This window comes from Plantibacter sp. Mn2098, from assembly GCF_049319745.1.
In the GTDB taxonomy this organism is placed as follows: Bacteria; Actinomycetota; Actinomycetes; order Actinomycetales; family Microbacteriaceae; genus Plantibacter.
The window spans coordinates 1-21,236 of the sequence record NZ_JBMOUH010000013.1 but is presented as its reverse complement, the minus strand read 5'-3'; the positions used below and the strand labels follow the sequence as shown (position 1 = coordinate 21,236).

Sequence of the window (21,236 nt, the reverse complement as noted above, 5' to 3'; positions counted from 1 at the left end):
GAATCCATCCCTCCCGAATTCCAGGACCGGGCCGCCATCGTCACCGGCGCAGCATCAGGTGTCGGCCTCGCCACCACTGAGCTTCTCCTCGAGCGCGGCGCCCGCGTGGTCGCACACGACCTCTCACCGCACGTCACCGAACCCAAGGACCGCTACCCCGACCGTGTCACCGCAGCGATCGGCGACGTGGCCGACGAGACGGTTGCTGCCGAAAAACATGCAACGGCGCTGAATCGCTTCGGACGCCTCGACCTCCTGATCAGCAACGCCCGCCGCACCCTTAACAAACCGATCACCAACACCACCGCCAACGACTGGGACCAAATCATGGTCGTCAACGCCCGCGGCAGCTTCCTCCAAACACGAGAGGGTTTCACCACGATGAGCGCCGCCGGACTCGGCGGCCTGATCCTCTACGTCGCGTCCTATGCCGCCACGGTCGCACGGTCGGCATACTAAGCCTCAAAAGGTGCCATCGCTCAACTGATGAAGGTAGCCGCGATCGAGGGGGCACCACTGGACATCCGCGCCAACGCCGTCGCACCCGGCGTCGTCGACACCGGGTTTCTCAACACGATCCGTCCAGACAGTCAGGAATACCTCCGCAGCTTCGGCGCCGCGCACCCGCTCGGACGCATCACACAGCCGTGAGAGATCGCCGCATCCCTGCTGTTCCTCGCATCCGCCCACGCCGCCTTCATCACCGGCGGACTCCTGCCCATCGACGGCGGATTCAACGCCCAATAAGACGGCACAACAAGGCGGGGGAGTCGTTGCGCAGGGAACGGGCGACGCTGCCTTCGCCGGACCGGACTCGCTATGCGGTGGTCGGGGCGGCGGCGCGCCTAGGCAGCACCCAGCCTGCGCGGGGGAAGTGGCAGGTGTACCCGTCGGGGTAATTGATGAGGTAGTCCTGGTGCTCGGGCTCGGCCTCCCAGAACGGGCCCGCAGGTTCGATCGTGGTGACTGCCTTCCCCGGCCACAACCCGGAAGCATCAACATTGGCGATCGTGTCGCGGGCGATCTGCTCCTGCTCGGCAGAGAGGGGGAAGATCGCCGACCGGTAGCTGGTTCCGACGTCATTGCCCTGACGGTTGAGGGTCGAGGGGTCATGGATCTGGAAGAAGAACGCCAGGATGTCGCGGTAGGTCGTCTTAGTGGGGTCGAAGACGATCTCCGCGGCCTCAGCGTGACCGGGATGGTTAGGGTAGGTCGCGTGGTCGTTCGTGCCACCGGTGTAGCCGACGCGGGTGGACAGCACGCCGGGCTGGCGGCGGATGAGGTCTTCGACGCCCCAGAAGCACCCGCCGGCCAGGACGGCTGTCTCTGTGCCGGGGATTCGGATGATCTTCCCGATGTCGGTGGGTCCGCTGGTCATGACAAGTCCTTCGGGGTGTCGTCGGTGAAGAGTGCGCGGTAGGCGCCGTAGCCCTGATCCTCGAGCTCGGCGGCGGGGATGAAGCGCATGGCGGCTGAGTTCATGCAGTATCTCTGGCCGCCCTCATCCTGGGGGCCGTCGTCGAAGACGTGGCCGAGGTGGCTGTCCGCTCCGGCGGAACGTGCCTCCGTGCGGATCATCCACAGCGTTCGGTCGGTTTTCGTGGTGACGGCGTCGTCGTCGATCGGCTTGGTGAAGCTCGGCCATCCGGTGCCGCTGTCGTATTTGTTGGTCGAGGAGAACAGGGGTTGACCGGAGACGATGTCGACATAGATGCCGGGCTCGTGGTTGTCCCAGTATGCGTTGCGGAACGCGGGCTCGGTCGCGTCCTTCTGGGTGACGCGGTACTGGTCGTCGGTGAGGCTGCTGAGTGCCTCGGGGGTCTTGCGGTAGTCGTTTGACATGGGAATCCTTTCTGAGGTCGATCGCTGGCTACGGCGTCACTGGGTACAACACGCGAGCCGGAGGATTTGGTCCCGATCCGACGACCAAAAGTGTGCGACTTACGCGACCAGGCAGGGGCTGTGCTCCGGCGGGACGGCGACCCGGGTTCCTGTCTGTTCGGGTCCGACAGCAACCCAGGCCGAGGCTCAACGAGTTACATGATGGAACCGCCGTCGACGGCGACCGCCTGACCGTTGATGAACGCGGCGCCCTCGGAGGCGAGGAACACCGCGAGCGGGCCGATGTCGCCGGGTCGGGCTTGACGTCCGAAGGGGTTGAGAGCGGCGTAGCCGTCGATCGTCTCCTGCGGTAGGTCGCGGATGACTCCGGCGCCTTCGACCACGCCGGGGGTGATGAGGTTCGCGGTGATGCCGCGCGCGGCCACCTCGCGTGCGACGGCCTGGACCATGGGCTTGAGTGCACCCTTGGTGGCGCCGTACAGCGAGGCACCCGCGGGGTTGTTCAGAGCAATCGTCGACCCGGTCGCGATGATCCTCCCACCGTCTTCGACCACCTTGGCCGCCTCCTGGAGGGTGTAGAAGGTGCCGCGGATATTGACGTTCAGCAGCAGGTCGATCTGCGCGTCGGTGGTGTCCAGGATGGGGGTGTCGATCAGCTCGATACCGGCGTTCGAGAACACCACATCGATCCGGCCGAAGGTCTCCTTCGCCGTCGCGAACAGGCTACGGATCTCCTCGGGGCGGGAGGAATCGCTGCGTACCGTGAGGTACTTGACGCCGAGCGCCTCCAGCTCGGAGCCGTACTCGACGGCGGCGGCCTCGTTGGAGGTATAGGACGCGACGATTGTGGCGCCTTCACGAGCGAAGGCGAGGCCGACGGAACGACCAATTCCTCGCGTACCGCCGGTGATCAGGACAACCTTGCCAGTCATGTCAGTCATGGGATTCCTTTCATCATGAGCGGCACAACCGGCGGATTACCGGGAATGTTCGCCGCTCAATTCCTCACCGTAGAAGCGGCCGGACACGGGCACGAGAGGAGCGGATATCCGGGGATCGAGAGTCCCTCCCCGCCAATGCAGTGCTTCGGCGCGGGTGCAGGGAACGCAGGTGCCCCTACCGCAGCCGGCCATGCGGCCACTCGGATCATGGCGGTCCACGCGCGGCACGGCGCGCGACGAGCTAAGGACCGCTGGAAGCGACGTCCAGCTCGGAACAAGCCTGGCGCGTTCTTCGGCTCGACCGCGTTGACTCACGCTCGCTGCACCGGCGTGTTCTCCTCAGCGCACGAGGCATTGTTGCAAGAGTTCCGGAGCGTTAACGGTGACGCGGCTGGCACCCGCGAACTCATCGAGGTTCTGCTGCACCGAAGCACGCGGGCAGCGGATGTGATCGCCGGCATCCGGGCCGCGCTCACCGTCGGTGCGGTCTCCGCAGACGTCGTCGCGGTCGAGGCGCGCCTGCACGCGGGTGGGGCCATTTCAAGCCGTCATCTCGTTGATCAACCGGCCGGGCGTGAGCCACGAGTTGTCAGTCTCACTCAACGCCGGCTCACCGACCCGGCAGCGGTGATCGCGGGCCTCCCGCCGGACACCCGGCCGCTACCGACCGTGACCGCCTATGACGAGCTCCTGAAGCGCCGCCCCGTTTTCACCGACCCGACCACGGATGACAGAGAAGGAACAACGAACACATGAGCCCCACCATCACATCGATCACCACGACCCTGCACCGACAGCGAGGGATGACCGAGGAGGTCGCCGCAGCCGCGGTCGACCAGCCTCGCTCTCCAACCTGACCATGGTGACGATGCAACACCTAGGACCGATCGCGGCTCCACCGAAATGGCAATCCGACCAAGCCCGATCATGGGCCAGGTCAGAGCGACATCCTTGGGCCACTTCAACTTGACAGAGTCTCGCAGGATTCTCGTGTCGTGATGCGGGCGCGCATCGGATTGCTGGACTTGACTTCAACGACCTGCAGTTCGAGCGCCGACCGTCCGATCCGTCGGTCGCGTACGTGCAGTGGATTCGTCGCCAAGCCGCCCGCCCTGGAATTCATTCGAACGCACACCTCTCGGCACACCACTTCAGTTGCACCCACGGTATATGCGGCGCATACGACGCCGAGAGGCCAGCACCGCAATACAGGCCCCCGACCAAGTTGCCGCGACGTGTGTGCTGCTGGCCGCCTCGCCCATCGTCGTGCGCGTCAGGGCACCGAAGACAACCGCAAGGCAGCCGTCGAAGGCGGACCTGATCCCCGCCCGGGCGTCTCGGGTCGTCCATCCGGACACTACGGCGCGCCTCGGGGATATCGCGACCACCGTGCTGGCATGAGATCCATCTCGCGATGTCACCGGCAGTGCGGGGGCGGCGCAGCGTCAGACAATCGATTGCGGGGCGGCGAAGAGGGTGCCGCGAATGATGCTGCCGCGAATGGTGCGGCTGGCGACGAGGATCCATGCTGCGACGAGCGCGACGTAGAGGATGATCGCGGCGATTGTGAGGACCGTCGATCCGGTGTGTAGGGCGAGGCCGGTGACGCCGGTGACGCAGGTGCCGACCGGGAAGGTGAACGACCACCAGGTGAGGGAGAACGGGAGATTCTCGCGGGCGGTTCGGATGGTGATGGCGACGGCCAGGCTGGCCCAGAGGATCGCGAATCCCAGGATCGGGACGCCGTAGATGAGGCCAAAATAGCCGAGCGCGTGCGCAAGTGACGCGCTGACCGCGAGATGGGCGACACCACCGAGCAGGGTGACGGCGGTGATCGATTGTCCGAGGGGACCCAGAACAATCCAGAGAGTCGGCACCATAACGGCCGAGCCAGTCTTGTGGTGTGCCAACCGGGACCAGATTAGTGTGATGACGATGAGGGAGGCGATGAGGCTGAGCCCGAACATCGCGTAGCAGGCGAGGAACATCGTGAGTCGGAGCTGGCCCGCAGGCACGTACGGGATTAGGAACGCCCCTGTCGCAGCGGAAACCATCGGCGGGACGACAGGCATGAGCCAGCCGCCGAAGGCGGCATCGTCTCCCACATCATGTCGAGTGAAGGTTAGATAGGGGATGGCGACTGCGCTGACCAGGCCGAGAACAGTGCCGATGCCCCACAGCACGAAGTCGATGCTCACTGCCAGCTGCAGGCCGAAAATGTCCTTGCCGAGTAGGACGGCTCCCGCGCCGACGGTGAGAAGCGCCATGGGCGGAGCGCCGTAGAAGTGCGCCATCACAGGGTTGAGGTGATGGGATCGGGCCTTGCTCGGATTGGTGACCCAGTGCGTGATCGTCGCCGCGGTGAGCGCTACCAGCAGAATGCTGGCCAGGCTCCAGATGATAGTCGCCCCGGTCCGGAGACCGGGAAACTGAAGGGGCAGCGTTGCAGCAGCGTTGGCGACGATGCCCGTTCCCATGATCGACGCGAACCAGTTCGGGGGAATGTTCGAGAAGATCTGGCGCGGGTGATCCAATTCGGTCAGCAAACGCCGAGCGTGCGCGGCTTCCGACGGGACGGTAACAGGTTGACTCATACAACCAGCTTGACGTTCGCAGGACGGCTGGGGGAGAGCCATATGATTGGCACATCACAACCTGTGGTTGTTGCCCTGATGCTAAGGAGTAGGAGTGGATCGCCCAGACGAGATGACTCTCCGACTGCTGCTCGAGGTCGGGGCGCGGGGTAGTCTGACCTCGGCGAGCAACAGTCTCGGGATCTCGCAGCAGGCCGCCTCTGCACGTGTCCGCCTCCTCGAAGGCCAGATTGGCGCACCGCTGCTGGAACGCTCGGCGCGCGGCTCCACGCTCACACCCGCAGGCCTGCTGGTCGCGGGCTGGGCGCAGGAATTCGTCGCGGCATCGGAGAGGCTTCGCAGTTCCATCGAGACGCTGCGCGCGGGCGTCGATGCGGAGATTACCGTCGCTTCGAGCCTGACCATCGCCGAACATCTGCTGCCGGAGTGGCTCGTGCGGCTCCGCGAACAACGCGATGCCCGCCAGGAGATGACATCCGTTTCGATGATCGCCGGCAACAGCGACACCGTGGTCGACCTCGTCCGAGCACGCTCCGCATCCGTCGGGTTCATCGAGTCCCCGGATGTTCCTGACGATCTGGAGTCGCGGCAGATCGCGCGAGACGAACTTGTTCTCGTTGTCCACCCGGGCCATGCCTGGGCGCGCCCCGGCCGAATGGTCACCGCTGCGGAGGTCGCACTCGTTCCTCTCATCACGCGCGAGGTGGGATCGGGAACACGTCTCGCCCTCGAACGCGCATTGCGAGGCATGGCCGAGACGCTGACTCTCAATTCGGCGTCGATCGAATTGCCATCCAACGCAGCGATCCGAGCGACTGTCGCGGCCGGATCCGGGCCCGCCATCCTCAGCGTGCTAGCGGTCGCTGATGACCTTGTTCTCGGCCGTGTGGTGCAGGTTCCTATCACAGATCTCGCGATCATTCGACCCCTGAGTGCCATTTGGATGCCCGGAACTCTGCTGACCGCCGTGGCGCAGGAGCTGTTGACGATCGCCGCCCGGAGATAGTGAGTCAGGCGCGTCGTCTGCAGATCACGTTCGCTCTGAGTCGTTCGACGTTCCTTAGTTCATCATTTGATGCGAGAGTGCTTCGCTCAGGTATTGTCCGGTGAGGCTTCCGGGTGTGTGGGCTAGTTCGTCGGGCGTCGTCGAGGCGACGATCCTTCCGCCCTGGTCTCCGCCGCCCGGGCCGAGGTCGATGACGTGGTCCGCGTTCACGATCATGTCGATGTCGTGTTCGATGACGATGACCGTTGCCCCTGCATCGATGAGGCGCTGGAGCACGCCGAGGAGCACTCTGATGTCGGCCGGGTGCAGGCCCACGCTGGGTTCGTCGAAGATGAACAGCGTTCCGTCCTGCTCCCGCTCGAGATCGGAGACGAGCTTCAACCGCTGCGCTTCACCGCCGGACAGGGCCGGGGTTGCTTCCCCGAGCGTGAGGTAGCCGAGCCCGATCTCGTCGAGTGTCCGCAACCGTGCCTGCATTTTCCGCAGCCTGGCGAATCTCGTGCGCGCTTCTTCCACGGTCAGCTTGAGCGCTTCCGGCATCGTGAGCCCGTCGAGCAGGATCGCGTCTGCTGCGGGTCCGTACCGTGTTCCGGCACAGTCGGGGCAGGGGATTTCGACGTCGGAGAGGAACTGTACGTCGAGCGAAATCTGCCCAGTTCCCTCGCATTGTGGGCAGCGGAGGCTCCCGGTGTTGTAGGAGAAGTCCGCCGCGCCAAGGCCGCGCGATACCGCTTCGGGCGTCCCCCCAAACGCGCGCCGCAGGTCGTCAAGTACACCGCTGTAAGTGGCAACGGTCGAGCGCACGTTGCGCCCGACGGGGGCTGCGTCCACGATGACGGTGCGTCGAATGCTCCCCGCATCGAGTTCCACCACATGCGTAGGCACGGGGCGGCCGGCGGATCGGGCGAGGAGGGTCGCGGCGAGACTCTCGAGCACTAGGGTCGTCTTACCCGAACCTGAGACGCCGGTGACTGCGGTGAGGCGCCGGATGGGGAACTGCGCATCGAGTGCATGCAGAGTGTGTCGTGGCGTCGTCCGTAGTCGGATACGGCCGTGGTCGAAGACTGTTCCGTCCGATGCCCGGGCCTGGACGAGGGCCGGCTCGCTGCCGGTGAGGAATCCGCCGATGCGGGACTTGGGGTTCGCGCTGATCGCGTCGAGGTCACCGGTCGCGATGATCTCGCCGCCGTGGGAGCCTGCTCCGGGCCCGATTTCGATGAGCCAGTCCGCATGTCGCAGTACGCGGACGTCGTGGTCGACGAGTACCACGGAGTTGCCCGTCTCGATTAGCCTGCGCACGACCTGGATGAGGGCGTCGATGTTCCCGGGGTGCAAGCCGATAGAGGGTTCGTCGAGGACGTACAGCACTCCGGTCGTGTTGCTGCGGAGGGTCCGTACAATCTGCACGCGCTGCAGCTCGCCCGTGGACAGTGTGCGTGACGCGCGCCCGAGCGAGAGATAGCCCAGGCCCAAGCCGAGAAGCCGGGAGGCGGTTTCGGTGAACGCTTCGACGATGCGATCCGCCATGGTTCGCAGCTGCGACGGAACCGCGTCAGGGAGCGCGTGGACGAAATCGTTCAGGCGGTCCAGACTCCATCGTGATGTCTCGTCGATCGGAACACCGTCGAGTGTGGTCGAGCGGGCGCGCTCATTGAGACGGGATCCTCCGCAGGCGGGGCATTCCATGACACGCACGAACTTGTCAAGCCGTGCCATCCCTTTCTCGCTCTGGGCTTTGCTGAGCGCGTCCTCGATGACCCGGGTGGCGTTGCGGTAGCTGGCGTTCAGTTCGAACACACCGCCGCTTCTGCTCGTGACGACGATGGGTCTGGTCGTCTCCTCACCGTGCAGGACGATGTCTCGTTCGTTCAATGTGAGCTCACGAAAGGGGACATCGATACGAACGCCGAGCTCGGCAGCGACCTGAGGCATGAAACTCGCACCGAACGACCCCCATGCGGCGACCGCACCGTCAGAGATCGAAAGGGAATGGTCGGGAACGAGCGCGGTCTCATCGATCTGCCGGGTCTCGCCGATTCCCGCACAATCCTCGCACGCGCCCTCGGCGTTGAACGCAAACGACTCCGCACCCGGCGCAGCGAATTGCACGCCACACTCCGGACAGATGAGGTGTCCCCTCGCTGCAACATCGAGGCTCGGCGGCACGTAATGGCCGTTCGTACACTGATGCGAGCCAAGACGGGAGTACATCAGCCGGAGCGCGTTGAGGAGCTCAGTCGCGGTACCGAAGGTGCTGCGCACCGTCGGTACGGTCGGTCGCTGGTGCAGGGCGATGGCTGAGGGTACCCCGTCGACCGCGTCGACGTCCGCGCGCGCCGCTTGTGATAGACGGCGGCGCGTATATGCGGACAAGGCCTCCAGATATCTCCTGGAGCCCTCCGCGTACAGGACGCCTAGCGCGAGCGAGGATTTCCCCGAGCCAGACACGCCTGTCAAGCCGACAAGTTGACGCAAGGGCACCTCGATATCAATGTTCTTAAGATTGTGCACTCGCGCCCCGCGGACCAGCACCTCTTCGCCCCACAACATACAGACATCGTAGAAGGCACCCGCTGGTATTACCGGCATTTCAGCGACAGAGTCCTGTGGTCGCGCGACGACCACCGCCAGGACACGCATGCATTTGTTCGCACGAGCAGGCCAAGTCTTTTCTGGCGAGGGACGTCTCGCGGCGCACGAGCAGGCAACGCATCGATAGTAGTCTGACACATGTCAGAAAAATTCGGAGGACGAGTCGAACGTGGCGGGTCTGTTGTATCGGTTGGGTCGGTTCTCGGCCCGCCATGGGTGTCCCTGCACTTATGTCCCTCGCCGACCGCGGTGCCTGGTGGCTGCCGCGATGGTTCGACCGCATCCTCCCCGACCGCGACGTCGACGGCGCATTCCTCCACCCCGACGGAACCGAACCCTCTCGACACGCCGAGAACACCGTGGGTGCGGCGCACGCGCCCGGCTCCACGCGGAAACGCGGCCGATGAGGGATGCTGGGAAGTGGAGGTGGCGATGACCATTCAGTTGAGCCAAGACGAGATCCTGCGACGAGGTCTGGACGCGTTCGCCGAACTGGGCTACGACGCAGCCTCCGTGCGCGAGCTCGGCCGGCGCATCGGCGTGAACCACAACTTCATCAACGACCGGTACGGCTCCAAACTCGACTTCTGGCGCACCGTCGTCGACTACGCCATCGCCGAGCTCGGACACGACGACCAGCCCGAACCCGACGACCCAGCACTCGCGCTCTCGCATCGTGTGCATGCACTGTTCCGCACCGCAGCGCAGCGCCCTCAGCTGTACCGGTTGGTATGGGACGAAGCCTCCCGAGACACAGAACGCCTCGATTACCTCTTCGAACGCTACCTGCGGCCCGCCGTCGACGAGACCCTCCCCACCGTCAAACGCGCCGCCCCCGAAGGCGCCCGCATCCCCGTTGACCTGCTCTACTTCGTGCTCACCGGCGCGATCTCCGGCATCGTGCAAGAACCTCTCGCCCGCAGGCTCGGCCGCACCACGTCAGCGGGCAGCTCTAACGACGCCCGCACGGCGGTCGCTGACGCCCTCGCCAGCTACGTGCTCTCCGGACTCAACGGCGAGGCTACACAGCCGAGGACGCTACTCCCATAGCCTGCCCGTCCGGAGCACACCCTGACCAGCGGGGAGGAAGATTGGGACTACGGGATGATGGAGTCCACATACCCGCCGTCCACGCGCACTGCAGCTCCTGTCGTGGCTGAGGAGAGCGGCGAGGCGAGGTACGCGACCATGTTCGCAATCTCCTCCGGCTCGATGAGGCGCTGCAAGAGTGATTGCGGGCGGTGCACGCGCATGAACTCGCGCTGAGCCTCATCCCAGGGCAGGGCGGGGTCGACGAGCTCATACACGAAGCTCTCCACCCCTCCGGTGTGGGTGGGGCCGGCGATGACAGAATTGACTGTGACGCCAGTGCCCGCGGCATCCTTCGCGAACCCCCGGGACACAGCGAGCAGGGCGGTCTTCGACATGCCGTAATGGATCATCTCGACCGGGACGACGATCGCGGAGTCGCTGGCGATGTTCAGCACTCGCCCCCAGCCGCGCTCCTTCATCCCAGGCAGCGTCGCGCGGATGAGGCGTACAGCGGTGAGTACGTTGACGTCGAAGTAGCGCCGCCACGCCTCATCCGTAATCTCCAGCGCCGGAGTGGCGCCGAAAATCCCGAGGTTGTTCACGAGAATGGCCACGTCGCCGGTCGCGGCGAGTACCGCGGCGGCGCCTGCTTCATCGGTGACGTCGCCGGGAGCAGCGACGAGGTCGCGCACACCAGACTCTGCGCGCAGTTCAGCGAGGACCGTATCAACGCCCTCCGGGGTGCGTCCGTTAATGGCAACGCGGGCGCCGGCGTCGGCGAGGACTGTGGCGATGGCGAGTCCGATGCCGTGGGTCGAGCCGGTTACCAGCGCCGTGTGTCCGTGTAGATCGATGAGCATTGGCGTTCCTTCCAATAGCGAGCGTGAGGGTAAGTCGTCGATTAGGCAGGCGCGGGTGATTCGCTGATTGCCGCGTCCGTTGGGTTATCAAGCATGGACCCCAGCGCCTCGATGGTTCCCCGCTGGCTGTCTAGCGCGAACGTGTCGGCCAGGCGACGCGGGTCCGTGTATGTTAGCTCAGCACCATGCGCCGTCTCACGTACGAGTACCCGCAGGGCAACTCGACGGCGACCACGGGATCGCCCCGCATTAGTCCCGTGCCTACCGCTGGACTCTCGAAGACCGAGGGTCTCTCCTGGCAACGACTGCGCCGCTTCTCTCGCTGCCTCGGCATGATCCAACACGGCGAACTCGATGAGGCCGAGAGCGGCGACCACGGCCCGCAGTCGTTGCGCTGCCTCCGTGTGCCGCTGTGCGGTGCTCTTTCTGATCAGCATCTCAGCGCCCATGATCCTCTCGCCGACCGGGAATCGCCAGGGGCCGGCACATATGATTACGCCCGTCACCGGGATCGGGATGAAGCTCTTCGCATCGCGCGGGGAGGTCGCAAGAATGGGGATGTTCAAGTTCTGCGCGGCGGGCGGCGGTGGGAGGTGGCTGAGCCGATTGGCGAGCGAGACCTCGTTCGTAGTGCTCGCGCTGGAACGTCTCGATGTAGGTGAGGACGTCATTGCCGGCGGTCTCGACGTGGTGTCCGAGATCGCGGCGTACTAGACGCACATCGACGGCGCGGAGTCGGTGGCGTTGGCGGGCAGGCCGGTAGTGAACACCGTGATAGCGCGGCTGCAAACGGGCGAGCCGGAAGATACCGCTTCAGTCGCTCTCGCCCGGTACCGATCCCACCTCACGAGTCACCCGTATGGCAGACAAGCCGGCATGTCACGACGGCAGGCAGAGCGCCCTGTACGCTGTCGCGTCGGACAGGTGAGCTGATCCGGGGCAGGTCAGCTGATGACGAGCGATGCGATGTGCTGCCCGTCGACGTGGATGGTCATCGTGCCGATGCCGTTGTATCCGTTGCCTTTGACGGACACGGTCGCAGTGAACGCGCTCTCTTCGGTGCCCGGTTTGAGGCTCACGAGGGTGAGGTGACTGTGCACGCCCATGTTGTCGGAGCGGCTCCATTCCGCGATCTGGTCGCGCCCGCGGAACTTGCGCCCCCGGTCGTCGAGGACAGCGTCCTCCGCGAACACCGCGAGGAAGCCGTCAGCGTCCTCACGGTTGGTGGCGTCGACGAACGCCTGGATTGATGCGGGTGTTTCAGCGGCGCTCACAGGCTCTCCTCGCAGTTGGATGTCCCCACGATGCCGCATGTTCACGGTCTCTGGGGGGAGTGTCTGTCTTAGGACTATGGGTTCCCTCTTCCGAGTTCCGGATCCAGCGGACACGATCCGCCCACCAGGAGTGAGGAAGGTGAGCGATTATTTCCGGGTGACCCGCTCATTCACGAGTGCCGAGCGGGACGGACTCAGTCGCTGAATTGTTCGCGCCCGAGTACCCCGAGATGTTTCAGCTTCTCGGCGCTTTCCGAACGTGGCGCGGCGGTGAGCACGAGGAGCGCCTGTGACTGGTCTTCGGTAAATAGCGCCTGGCAGTCGAGCTCCATCTCGCCGACCTCGGGATGCCGGAGTATCTTGTGGTCCTCGAACCGGGTGACGACTTCGTGTCGTTCCCACAGCTCGGTGAACTCGGGACTGATCCTCTGCAGCGCGTGCACGAGTTTCCCGGCCTGGGCGGTCGTCCCGGCGATGCCGAATGCGACGCGTAGGTTCGCGACTTGTGCGCGGCTCTGATGGGCGTAATCGTCGGGCAGGTAGCAGGCGCGTTCGGCGGGGTCAGTGAACCACCGGTAGATGGCGGAACGGTCAAACCCGGTGCGATCGGAGTGGTTGCCGAAAATAGTCTTCGAGAGCTTGTTCTGCAACAGCGTCTCACCAAGACTCGACAAGATCAGGGCAGGAGTGTCGTCGAGCCGGTCCAGGACGCGCTGCAGTGCCGGTGCCACATGCCGATCGAGGCTGTGACGAGCTGGTGCGTGTTGGCCAGCCAATCGGTACAGGTGATCGCGTTCGTCCATCGTGAGCCGAAGCGCGCGTGCCAGGGCGCCTAGCATCTGCTCGGACGGTTGCGGACTGCGCGCCTGCTCCAGCCGCGTGTAGTAGTCCGTGGACATCCCGGCGAGGGCAGCGACCTCTTCCCGGCGAAGCCCCGCGGTACGACGCCGTGGCCCCGCTTTCAGGCCCACGTCCGCGGCACGCAGAGCGCCCCTCCGATGCCGAAGAAAGTCCGCGAGCTGCATTCGATCCACGTTTCGAAGATACGACGTTTCTCCGCGAAAAGGGGCGGGCGTCGGCAAGGGAGCTCAGTGTCACCCGGCAGCCATTTCGGTCGGAAGGGAAAGTGGACGATTCCTAGTTGGTTTAGGCACCGTCGATGCGCTGGGGAACTGATCGCTGTTCGGCATCACGGGGTACGGCAGGAAGGAATCGCTAAGGAACTGAAGAACGCGACCAGCGCGATCACCGGCTTCGTGAGCGGCAACGCGAAGCTGCGGAACACCTGCCACTCGCTCGCGCCGGTGTGGCATGCCATGCCTTTGCTTAGCTACGTCGCGGTCTAGTGTGGATGAAGCTCCCGATGTCGTAACGGTCGCGGGCACTCTCGCTGGTGCGCTACCTCCATGAGCGTGTGTACTTTACTAGGCTCGACATCCTAGGATTTGGCGCCAGTGAAGGTTCTATCGCGGTGTCGTGGTGATTCGATCTCGTCGATCGGAACGATGGCGTAGTCCGCGTAACTGACCTGACCGCGCGCTTGCGTGTTGCGGAGCGCGAAGTGGTCCTGTATGTGCCGGTTCGCGGGTCGTTGCTGACCGCGGCGACTGCCAGTGCAGCTGCAACCCATCTCCGAGGGTGGGGAGTTGCCGAGCGTGCTCTCCTGCAACCTTCGCTTTCCCTCGCTCGTCGCCGTCGCGCGCGGGACGACGTTGTGGTTACGCGGGAAGGCGGGGTGAGATGATTCCGGGCTGGTTTAGGCGCGCGATGATCTGGTCTGCGGTATCGCTGAGCGTGATGCTGTGATGGCTGCTGCGCCGCGCGTCGGCGGCGACCTCGATCACCAACAGGGCGATCCGCGTGGTGAGGACGACGGTCAGATCGGACGGATCAAGCTCAAGTCGTTCGGCGACGGCGTCCTCGAGAAGGTTTCGGTCCTGAGCGATGAGATCCCACAGGCGGGCGCGGGGTCCCGGTGAGCGATCGATGATGGCGCGCACAACGTCGAGGTTCGGTTCGGAGTCCGAGATCGTGGTGAGCCCGTCATGGATGGCATGCCCGAGGGCGAGATCAATCGGCTCCTCAGCGGGCCGCCCCCGCAGAGCTTGAGAGAGCGTGCCCGTGCGTGCGAACGGGTCCAGGAGCAGCAGCTCCTTACTGGGAAAGTAACGGTACAGCGTAGAGCTGCCGACCTCGGCCTGCTCCGCAATCTCCTCCATTGTTGTGGCCTCGTAGCCGCGCTCAGTGAATAGGCGGATGGCTACATCGATGATCTGCGCTCGCGTCCGTGCTGCCTTCCGCTCCCTGAGTCCCACATAGCTATCATACTCAAGCTCGTTTGGGTGATGACATGATTTGGGCGAGACTACATTCTGGTAGTAACCTCCAAAATGGAGTATTGCTCACTATGACGAGGGAGTCACCCATGCCTGAGGTTTCCACACCCACCGAGTCCGCGGAAGACTCAGCCACGGCGACCCCATTTCCGCGACTGATCGTCGCGATGGCCACGTCCGTTATCGGGTTCTATATCGCCGTACTCACCCCGGTGCAGCTGCTCCTGACTCTGCATCTGTCCGTGATCGCCGGGCCGGGCGCCGCGGCGGCGTTCAGCGTCGTGACTGGCGTGGGTGCGCTCACGGCGATGGTGATGAATCCGCTCGCCGGCCGATTGAGTGACCGGACGGCGGCGCGATTCGGTCGCCGCCGCACCTGGATTCTCACCGGGGCACTGGCGGGCGGGTTGGCGTTGTTCGCGATGAGCGGGACGAGCGCTGTGTGGCAGGTCGCGGTAGTTTGGTGTGTGATCCAGACGGTCACGAACTTCCAGTGGGCCGCGACCTCGGCGCTTCTGCCTGATCAGGTGCCTTCCAGACGCCGGGGCACCGCCTCGGGCATCCTCGGCTTATGCACGGCGGCGGGTCCACTAATTGGGCTGGGCACGGTGAGCGCGGTGCAGCAGCCGGCGCTGCAGTGGGCGGCGATCGCGATCGCCAGTGCGGTCTGCGGCGTGATCAGCGTGCTGCTGCTGCGTGACGCGCAGTGGGTAGGGCCGGAGAAGGTTAGCGTTAGTGAGCTGGTGCGGTCTTACTGGGTGAACCCCCGGCGTCATCCCGCGTTCGCGTGGGCGTGGGCGGTGCGGTTCCTGATCACCTGCGCGTACGCCAGCAACACTTACACGGCGTTCCTGCTCCTGGAGCGGTTCGGGCTGCCGCAAGCTGAGGTCAGCGCGAATGTGCTGCTGCTGTCCGCTTTGACCGTAGGAGTTCTCGCTGTCACCAGTGTCATCTCGGGCATCCTGTCGGATCGTCTGCGCCGCCAGAAGCCGTTTGTGATCGCTTCCGGGGTGCTCGCCGCGGGCGCCCTCGTGATCCTGGCCGCTGCGCAGACGATGCCCGCCGTGTTCCTTGCCACAAGCATCCTCGGCGTCGCACTGGGCCTGTTCTTCGCCGTGGACAGCGCCCTGTGCGTGCGGATGCTGCCCAGGGCCGAGGACGCCGGCAAGGATCTGGCCGTAATCAACCTCGCAAACACACTTCCGCAGGCGTTCGTGCCGTTCATTGCTCCGGCGCTGCTCGCCCTGGGCAGCTACCCGGCCCTGTATGTCTTCCTCGCCGTCCTCGGTCTGCTCGGCGCCGCCGCGGTGCTCCGCCTGCCGGAGATCGGACGCGAAGGCGACCCGCGGTTCGCGCAGATCACCCGCAAACCCTCCACCCGTCCCGAAAGGAACCCCGCATGACCCTCCGCACCGAAATCAACCTGGACGACTTCGTCCTCCGCGACCTCGACCCCGGAGCCGACCCCGGAGCCGTCGCTTCGCAGCCCGACGAGGACTGGGTGCCCGCGGTCGTGCCCGGCGGCGTCCGGGAATCACTGCTCGCAGCCGGGCGCATGGCCGACCCGTTCTACGGCGACAACGAGCGGGTCGACGCGTGGATCGACGACCGCGACTGGTGGTATCGGCTCCGCTTCTCCCGCCCCGAGCAGCCCGCGGACCGCGTGCGGCTCGTGTTCGACGGACTGGACACCGTCGCCGATGTCTGGCTCAACGGGACCCACCTGGGACACCACGAGAACCAGTTCCGGCCCGCCGAGTTCGACGTCACCGCCCTCCTCGCCGACGACAACACCGTCCTGGTGCGGTTCACCCCACCGCTGGACGGACGTGAGGTGCCCGACTCGGTCGCCCAGACGATGGGCCGCCTGATGGCTCTGTTCGAGGCTGCTGGGGAAGGCCTCAGCGAGGGCGAGGGGATGCTCGCCGCGCTCCCGCGGGCGACGACCCTGCGGAAGGCCGCGTTCTCCTGGGGGTGGGACTTCGGCCCCAACGTCCCCTCGATCGGGATCTGGCGACCCGCCAGGCTCAGCCTCGACACCGCCGCCGTCATCTCCGGCCACCACGTCGCACTGACAAGCCTCGCCGACGACCACACCGCGGCCCAGGTGCGCGTCCGCGTCGAGACCGAACGAATCACCGCTGATGCCGCACTGGCGGCCCAGGTCCGACTGACCGCCCCGTCCGGGCGGCAATTCGCAGGCCTGATCGACCTCGGTCCGGACGGGGCCGGGGAGGTCGTGCTGGACATCGACGACCCCGAGCTGTGGTGGACCCAAGACCTCGGCGACCAGGCCCTTCACGAGGTGGAGATCACCCTCACCGCGCACGGTGCCGAGGCCGACATCGTGCGCGACCGGGTCGGGCTGCGCAGCCTCGTGCTCGACCAGCGACCCGACGAGGTCGAGGGTGGGCGCCTGTTCCGCTTCGTCCTCAACGGCGTGCCCCTGTTCATCCGCGGTGCCGCGTGGCTTCCCGCGAGCACCCTCGTCGGCTCCGTCAGCCCGGATACCTACCAGGACCGCGTGCAGCGAGCGCGCGAGGGAAACCTCAACATGCTGCGCGTGTGGGGCGGCGGGATCTACGAGCACGACGCGTTCTACACCGCCTGCGACGAGCTCGGCGTGCTGGTGTGGCAGGACTTCATGTTCGCCTGCATCGACTACCCCAGCGAAGACCGGACCCTGCAGCGTGAGGTCACCCTCGAGGCCGAGTACCAGGTACGGCGGCTGCGGAACCGGGCGAGTCTTGCCCTGTGGGCGGGCAACAACGAGGTCCACACGATCCATGTCACCGCGTGGATGAGCCTCGACCCGGGGAACTGGGGGTCGCAGTTCTTCCACGAGATCCTCCCCGGCGCCGTCCATCAGCATGACGGGCTCACTCCGTACTGGCCGGGCAGCCCCTACGGCGAAGGCAACGGCATCTTCTCCATCAACGGCACCGACGACGGCGACCGGCACACCTGGGAGGTCTGGCACGGCATGGTCGTCCCCGGTCTGACCATCGGCCCCGACGAGTACCCCACGGTCGGCGACGCCCGCCACTACCGCCGGTACGCGTACGACACCGCGAAGTTTGTCAGCGAGTTCGGCATCCACGCCGCTCCCGAGCTCGCCACCCTGCGCCGCTGGATCCCCGAAGACCAGCTCCAAGTCCATTCGGCCACGTTTGACCTGCACAACAAGGACAACCCGAAGAACAAGGGCGACGAGCTCCTCTCGGTCACCACCGGGCTCCCGCAGAGCCTCGAGGAATACGTCGCGTTCACGCAGGCGGTGCAGGCCGAGGGCATGGCGTTCGCGATCGAGCACTACCGCCGCAGGCAGCCGCATACCAGCGGTGCGCTGATCTGGCAGTACGGGGACGTGTGGCCCGGGTTCAGCTGGTCGATCATCGACTACGACGGCGTCCCCAAAGCCTCCTACTACACCGCCGCACGCGCTTCCGCGCCCGTCGCTGGCAGCTTCCTCGCCACCGAAGGTGGCGGCCTGGAACTATGGATCGCCAACAACACCCGAGAGACTGCCGAGCTGGACCTCGAGGTGGAGATCGGCGTCTTCGGCGGCACCGACCGCCACACCGTGCCGGTGCACGCCAGCGTCGCGCCGTCGACCTCGCAGCGTGTCTGGACGGCCGAGCCTGACACGGTCGTCCAGGATGGGCGGCACTACGCGTGGGCGTCCGCCGCGGACGGATCGATGCCGGCTGTGCGCAAGCACTTCGCTGAGATCGCCGACCTCGAGCTCGGCGAGAGCCGCCTCGACGTCACCGTGGAAGGAGCGGCGTTGCGCATCCGCTCCACCGGCCACTCCTACATGGTGCGCATCGAACAGCCACTGCCGGGCATGCGCCTCTCGGACAACTGCTTCGACCTCCGCGACGGAGATGAGGTACTTATCCACGTCACCGGCGCCGACCCGGCCACGCTAGCCGTCGCCACCTACCCCCACAGCTGACCTCCCACCGATACGAAGAGCCGCATGCAGATTGCATGCGGCTCTTCGCAAGTGACCTCCGCAGCACTCAGCTACAGTCTCTCCTGACGGAGAACGTTGGCGGGACAGCAGGCTCAACGAGGTAGCGGATCTGCGGGATCCGATGAGAGTAGTGTGAGCTACCGTTGAGAGTGATGACCCAGGTTGGGTGTGCACCTTTCCAAAGTCTGCTTCTCTACAGATTGATCGGTGCTTCGGGAGCCGTTGTCGCTATCCGATCATGAACTCGGCGAGTCGTGAAGGGATCGCCGCCACGGGTCTGCCCCCGTTCAGATTGGATTGTTGGTGCCTGCCAGGAGGAACACCGCGTGGGCTCAGCGATCGCGTTGTGCGCACGCTGGTCGATAGGGGTGAAAGCCCACCTCGGTGATTCTGTCGCCGAGAGATCGCGCCCGAGCGCGGCGCCAGGGTTGCGGACTGATCAGCACGCGCGGCCTGCGTCGATGCGAGCAGGACGACGATTTCGCGGAACACTGCGCCGATCACTCACCGCTGGACTGCAGCGTTGGTTTAGAAATGCGGCAGCTCTCGAGGAGCGCGCGGTGGTCGAACGGTGCCAGCTGGGGCGCGGGTGCGGCCGAAGTAGGTGAGTTCCCAGATGCCGGGGTCCTGCTGCGTCTCGACCACTGTGCCGTTGACGATCCGCTCGACCGTGACGGTTCCGGTGAACCGGAGGTATGCCCCGTCAACACGGGCAAGGCGCACGAAGATGCGCAGCAGCGGGACATCGACGTTTCGGGCGAGGATGCGCGCGATCGTCTTTTCCCTGGCAAAAGTTACCCGATACTGCTCTTGATCGCCGTGGTAGGTGTAGACGATCCGGTCGGCGACGGGCTTGCCGCTCTCCCGGTCGGGTGAGACATCGAAGAGGTCGAGTGACGCCTTCGTGGCATCATCGGCGATGATCTGACCGTCCTTGGAGAGCATGAAGATCGGAATCTCGGTGTCGCCGTATTTTTTCTCCGCGACCAACCAACTCGCGATCACCGAGTACGGGCCGGCTTGAGCGCGGCCCCAGTACCAGTGGTTCATGAGGCGCATCATAGTGGCGTCGCCCCAGTTATGGTCGTGATACCCGATCCCGTTCAGCTCGGCCGTGGTGCCGCGGGAGGTGATCATAGCGGTGACCGTTCCCTGGGGGACCGTGGGCAGCCAGGCGAACAAATGCTCGTCATGCGCTCCGAAAAAGAAGTGGCCGGTTTTGGGACGCCACGCAGGTACTTGGGCTCGGAGTACGACATCGATCACGAGGTCGGGGTGAACGACATGGATCTCATACCGGTCGCCGAGGTCGCGGAAGGTGGACTCGCCTATCCGGACATCGCAACGGTCGGTGGAGAATTCCGAATCCTCCCGACGTGATTTGATCGTCAGTTCGAGCTTTTCATGACCGGGTCGCTCGAGTTCCACACTTACCTGCGGGCTCAACTTGCTCCAGGTCGCGAGGCTCGGCTTCGTGAAGAATGTGACCACCAGCGAACTACCGTCCTCCAAATGGGCGTCGAAATACCACCACTCGTAGCTCTTTGGGCCGCCCGAAGTGCGCATGCCGTCCTCCCACGGTGCGATCCAGTCCTGCGAGAGTCCGAGCATGGTGTAATCCGCGGATCGATCCGCTGTCCGTGCTGATGGCACAGTTTCCTCCTTCGAACGTCCAACAAAGACGCATTTTCTGACGGCTGTCAGAATCATACCACGATCTGATTTGCCAGGGGAGAGACAATCGGCGGCCGGGCGGCGCTTTGGACCACCCTTGGCATCGTGTGATTGCCGCAGGCCAGAGAATCCATCGCGCATTTCCTGGGGAGGCCTCCAGAGCCGACCAATTGATCAGTACGCGTGGTGGTGAGCGCGTGCGCTTGCGGGGCATCGTCCTGTGTCGTGTTGCTCACCCACCAGAGCGGCGAGGTCTGGTTGCGCGGCCGCATCATCGTCGCCGTCGGCTGCGTGCTCTACCTCCTCACCCGCCTGCACCACTCCTCGGAGTGTGGCCGGTGCTGCTGGACGATGTCACGACCTCGCTGGAATGGGACCCGCCCACGAGGATGGTGATCCAACCCCACGGGTGGCCACTCGGCGAAGCGCGCGTGAGCCTGCGAGTGCAACCACGAGGAACCCGTGAAAGGCCCAAGGACGTGGGTGCCGAAATTCCTGCTGGACATCCCGTTGTGGATCCGGAACACCGAGACCCTGCACCGACTCGAATACCTCGCCAGAGCGCAAGCGCAACCTCGGCGAACCCACCCGAATATCGCGGCCTATGACGGCGTCGGGTAGTTCTTGGCGAGCAGGGCTGCGAGGTGGACGGCATTGGCGGCAGCGGTCCGAGTGGCCGCCGCAACGGCCTCAGGGGTGGTGTCGAGGTCGTTGTAGTCGGTCGTGTGCATCGCCTCCCCATTCCAGTACACGTTGGCCTGCGCTGGAATGCTGAATCCGACGTCGTTCAACGCTTGGAAAGCATCGGCCGCGATCTTGTGCGCACCGTCCTCGTTGCCGACGACCACAACAAGTGCCACCTTCCCGAATAACGACGGCCGGCCGGCATCATCCGTCTCCGACAGCTCCGCATCCAGCCGTTCCAGCACACGGGAAGCAACGCTCGACATGTGACCCATCCACGTCGGCGTCGCCAAGACGAGGATTTGCGCATCCAAGATCTGCTGCCGGATCGCCGGCCACTGATCACCATCGCCCATGTCGGTCTCGACACCTGGTCGGACATCGAAGTCCACCACGCGGAGCTGCTGCCCGCTCACCCCATG

The 21,236-nt window shown here is 65.0% G+C and carries 16 protein-coding genes and 2 pseudogenes; 7 read left to right on the top strand and 11 right to left on the bottom strand.

Annotation, left to right across the window (positions count from 1 at the left end; all coding sequences use genetic code 11):
* The first annotated feature begins 6 nt into the window (after positions 1-6).
* Positions 7-651 (top strand): annotated as a pseudogene (locus tag ACL9RL_RS18210) (SDR family NAD(P)-dependent oxidoreductase).
* 166 nt (positions 652-817) lie between these two features.
* On the opposite strand, the gene msrA reads toward ACL9RL_RS18210, so the two are convergent.
* The 3 genes from msrA to ACL9RL_RS18195 all read right to left on the bottom strand — a co-directional run bounded on the left by msrA (position 818) and on the right by ACL9RL_RS18195 (position 2,783).
* The gene (gene msrA, locus ACL9RL_RS18205; RefSeq protein ID WP_422781707.1) at positions 818-1,378 is read right to left on the bottom strand and encodes a peptide-methionine (S)-S-oxide reductase MsrA; all 561 of its coding nucleotides are present in this window, start codon (positions 1,376-1,378) and stop codon (positions 818-820) included.
* Complete coding sequence (msrB, locus tag ACL9RL_RS18200) at positions 1,375-1,842, bottom strand: peptide-methionine (R)-S-oxide reductase MsrB (RefSeq protein WP_422781706.1); 468 nt, start codon at positions 1,840-1,842, stop codon at positions 1,375-1,377. The genes msrA and msrB overlap by 4 nt, the downstream gene beginning before the upstream one ends.
* 194 nt (positions 1,843-2,036) lie before the next feature.
* Positions 2,037-2,783 (bottom strand): SDR family NAD(P)-dependent oxidoreductase, encoded by a 747-nt coding sequence (locus ACL9RL_RS18195; RefSeq protein ID WP_422781705.1) that lies wholly within the window; start codon positions 2,781-2,783, stop codon positions 2,037-2,039.
* Between the two features lie 213 nt (positions 2,784-2,996).
* Here ACL9RL_RS18195 and ACL9RL_RS18190 point away from each other — a divergent pair.
* A pseudogene (locus tag ACL9RL_RS18190) lies at positions 2,997-3,539 on the top strand (IS21 family transposase); the annotation flags it as partial.
* 689 nt (positions 3,540-4,228) lie between these two features.
* On the opposite strand, the gene ACL9RL_RS18185 reads toward ACL9RL_RS18190, so the two are convergent.
* Positions 4,229-5,419 carry a TDT family transporter gene (locus ACL9RL_RS18185; protein ID WP_422781704.1) on the bottom strand — a complete coding sequence of 397 codons (1,191 nt, stop codon included), beginning with the start codon at positions 5,417-5,419 and terminating at the stop codon, positions 4,229-4,231.
* A 52-nt stretch (positions 5,420-5,471) separates the two neighbouring features.
* Between ACL9RL_RS18185 and ACL9RL_RS18180 the strand changes: the two genes are divergently transcribed.
* The gene (locus ACL9RL_RS18180) at positions 5,472-6,383 is read left to right on the top strand and encodes a LysR family transcriptional regulator (RefSeq protein WP_422781703.1); all 912 of its coding nucleotides are present in this window, start codon (positions 5,472-5,474) and stop codon (positions 6,381-6,383) included.
* A 54-nt stretch (positions 6,384-6,437) separates the two neighbouring features.
* Here ACL9RL_RS18180 and ACL9RL_RS18175 read toward each other — a convergent pair whose 3' ends face one another.
* Positions 6,438-8,933: an excinuclease ABC subunit UvrA gene (locus ACL9RL_RS18175; protein WP_422781702.1), complete on the bottom strand. Its 2,496-nt coding sequence runs from the start codon at positions 8,931-8,933 to the stop codon at positions 6,438-6,440.
* A 474-nt stretch (positions 8,934-9,407) separates the two neighbouring features.
* On the opposite strand from ACL9RL_RS18175, the gene ACL9RL_RS18170 reads away from it, so the two are divergent.
* On the top strand, positions 9,408-10,025 hold the full coding sequence (locus tag ACL9RL_RS18170; protein WP_422781701.1) for a TetR/AcrR family transcriptional regulator: 618 nt from the start codon (positions 9,408-9,410) through the stop codon (positions 10,023-10,025).
* A 47-nt stretch (positions 10,026-10,072) separates the two neighbouring features.
* Here ACL9RL_RS18170 and ACL9RL_RS18165 read toward each other — a convergent pair whose 3' ends face one another.
* The gene (locus ACL9RL_RS18165) at positions 10,073-10,867 is read right to left on the bottom strand and encodes an SDR family NAD(P)-dependent oxidoreductase (RefSeq protein ID WP_422781700.1); all 795 of its coding nucleotides are present in this window, start codon (positions 10,865-10,867) and stop codon (positions 10,073-10,075) included.
* A 558-nt stretch (positions 10,868-11,425) separates the two neighbouring features.
* Between ACL9RL_RS18165 and ACL9RL_RS18160 the strand changes: the two genes are divergently transcribed.
* A complete protein-coding gene (locus ACL9RL_RS18160) occupies positions 11,426-11,581 on the top strand; it encodes a hypothetical protein (protein ID WP_422781699.1) in 156 nt (51 codons plus the stop codon).
* 230 nt (positions 11,582-11,811) lie between these two features.
* On the opposite strand, the gene ACL9RL_RS18155 is transcribed toward ACL9RL_RS18160, so the two are convergent.
* From ACL9RL_RS18155 to ACL9RL_RS18145, 3 genes are all read right to left on the bottom strand, one after another.
* On the bottom strand, positions 11,812-12,141 hold the full coding sequence (locus tag ACL9RL_RS18155) for a nuclear transport factor 2 family protein (RefSeq protein ID WP_422781698.1): 330 nt from the start codon (positions 12,139-12,141) through the stop codon (positions 11,812-11,814).
* Positions 12,142-12,335: 194 nt separating this feature from the next.
* Positions 12,336-13,175 (bottom strand): helix-turn-helix transcriptional regulator, encoded by an 840-nt coding sequence (locus tag ACL9RL_RS18150; protein WP_422781697.1) that lies wholly within the window; start codon positions 13,173-13,175, stop codon positions 12,336-12,338.
* Between the two features lie 684 nt (positions 13,176-13,859).
* Positions 13,860-14,456, bottom strand: a complete 597-nt coding sequence (locus ACL9RL_RS18145; RefSeq protein ID WP_422781696.1) for a TetR/AcrR family transcriptional regulator — start codon at positions 14,454-14,456, stop codon at positions 13,860-13,862.
* A gap of 110 nt (positions 14,457-14,566) precedes the next feature.
* Between ACL9RL_RS18145 and ACL9RL_RS18140 the strand changes: the two genes are divergently transcribed.
* Positions 14,567-15,880, top strand: a complete 1,314-nt coding sequence (locus tag ACL9RL_RS18140; protein WP_422781695.1) for an MFS transporter — start codon at positions 14,567-14,569, stop codon at positions 15,878-15,880.
* Complete coding sequence (locus ACL9RL_RS18135) at positions 15,877-18,435, top strand: glycosyl hydrolase 2 galactose-binding domain-containing protein (protein WP_422781694.1); 2,559 nt, start codon at positions 15,877-15,879, stop codon at positions 18,433-18,435. The genes ACL9RL_RS18140 and ACL9RL_RS18135 overlap by 4 nt, the downstream gene beginning before the upstream one ends.
* 549 nt (positions 18,436-18,984) lie before the next feature.
* Here ACL9RL_RS18135 and ACL9RL_RS18130 read toward each other — a convergent pair.
* Positions 18,985-20,067, bottom strand: a complete 1,083-nt coding sequence (locus ACL9RL_RS18130) for a hydroxyneurosporene dehydrogenase (protein WP_422781693.1) — start codon at positions 20,065-20,067, stop codon at positions 18,985-18,987.
* A 665-nt stretch (positions 20,068-20,732) separates the two neighbouring features.
* Positions 20,733-21,236: flavodoxin family protein (locus ACL9RL_RS18125; protein WP_422781692.1), on the bottom strand; the 504-nt coding region annotated here is incomplete at its 5' end.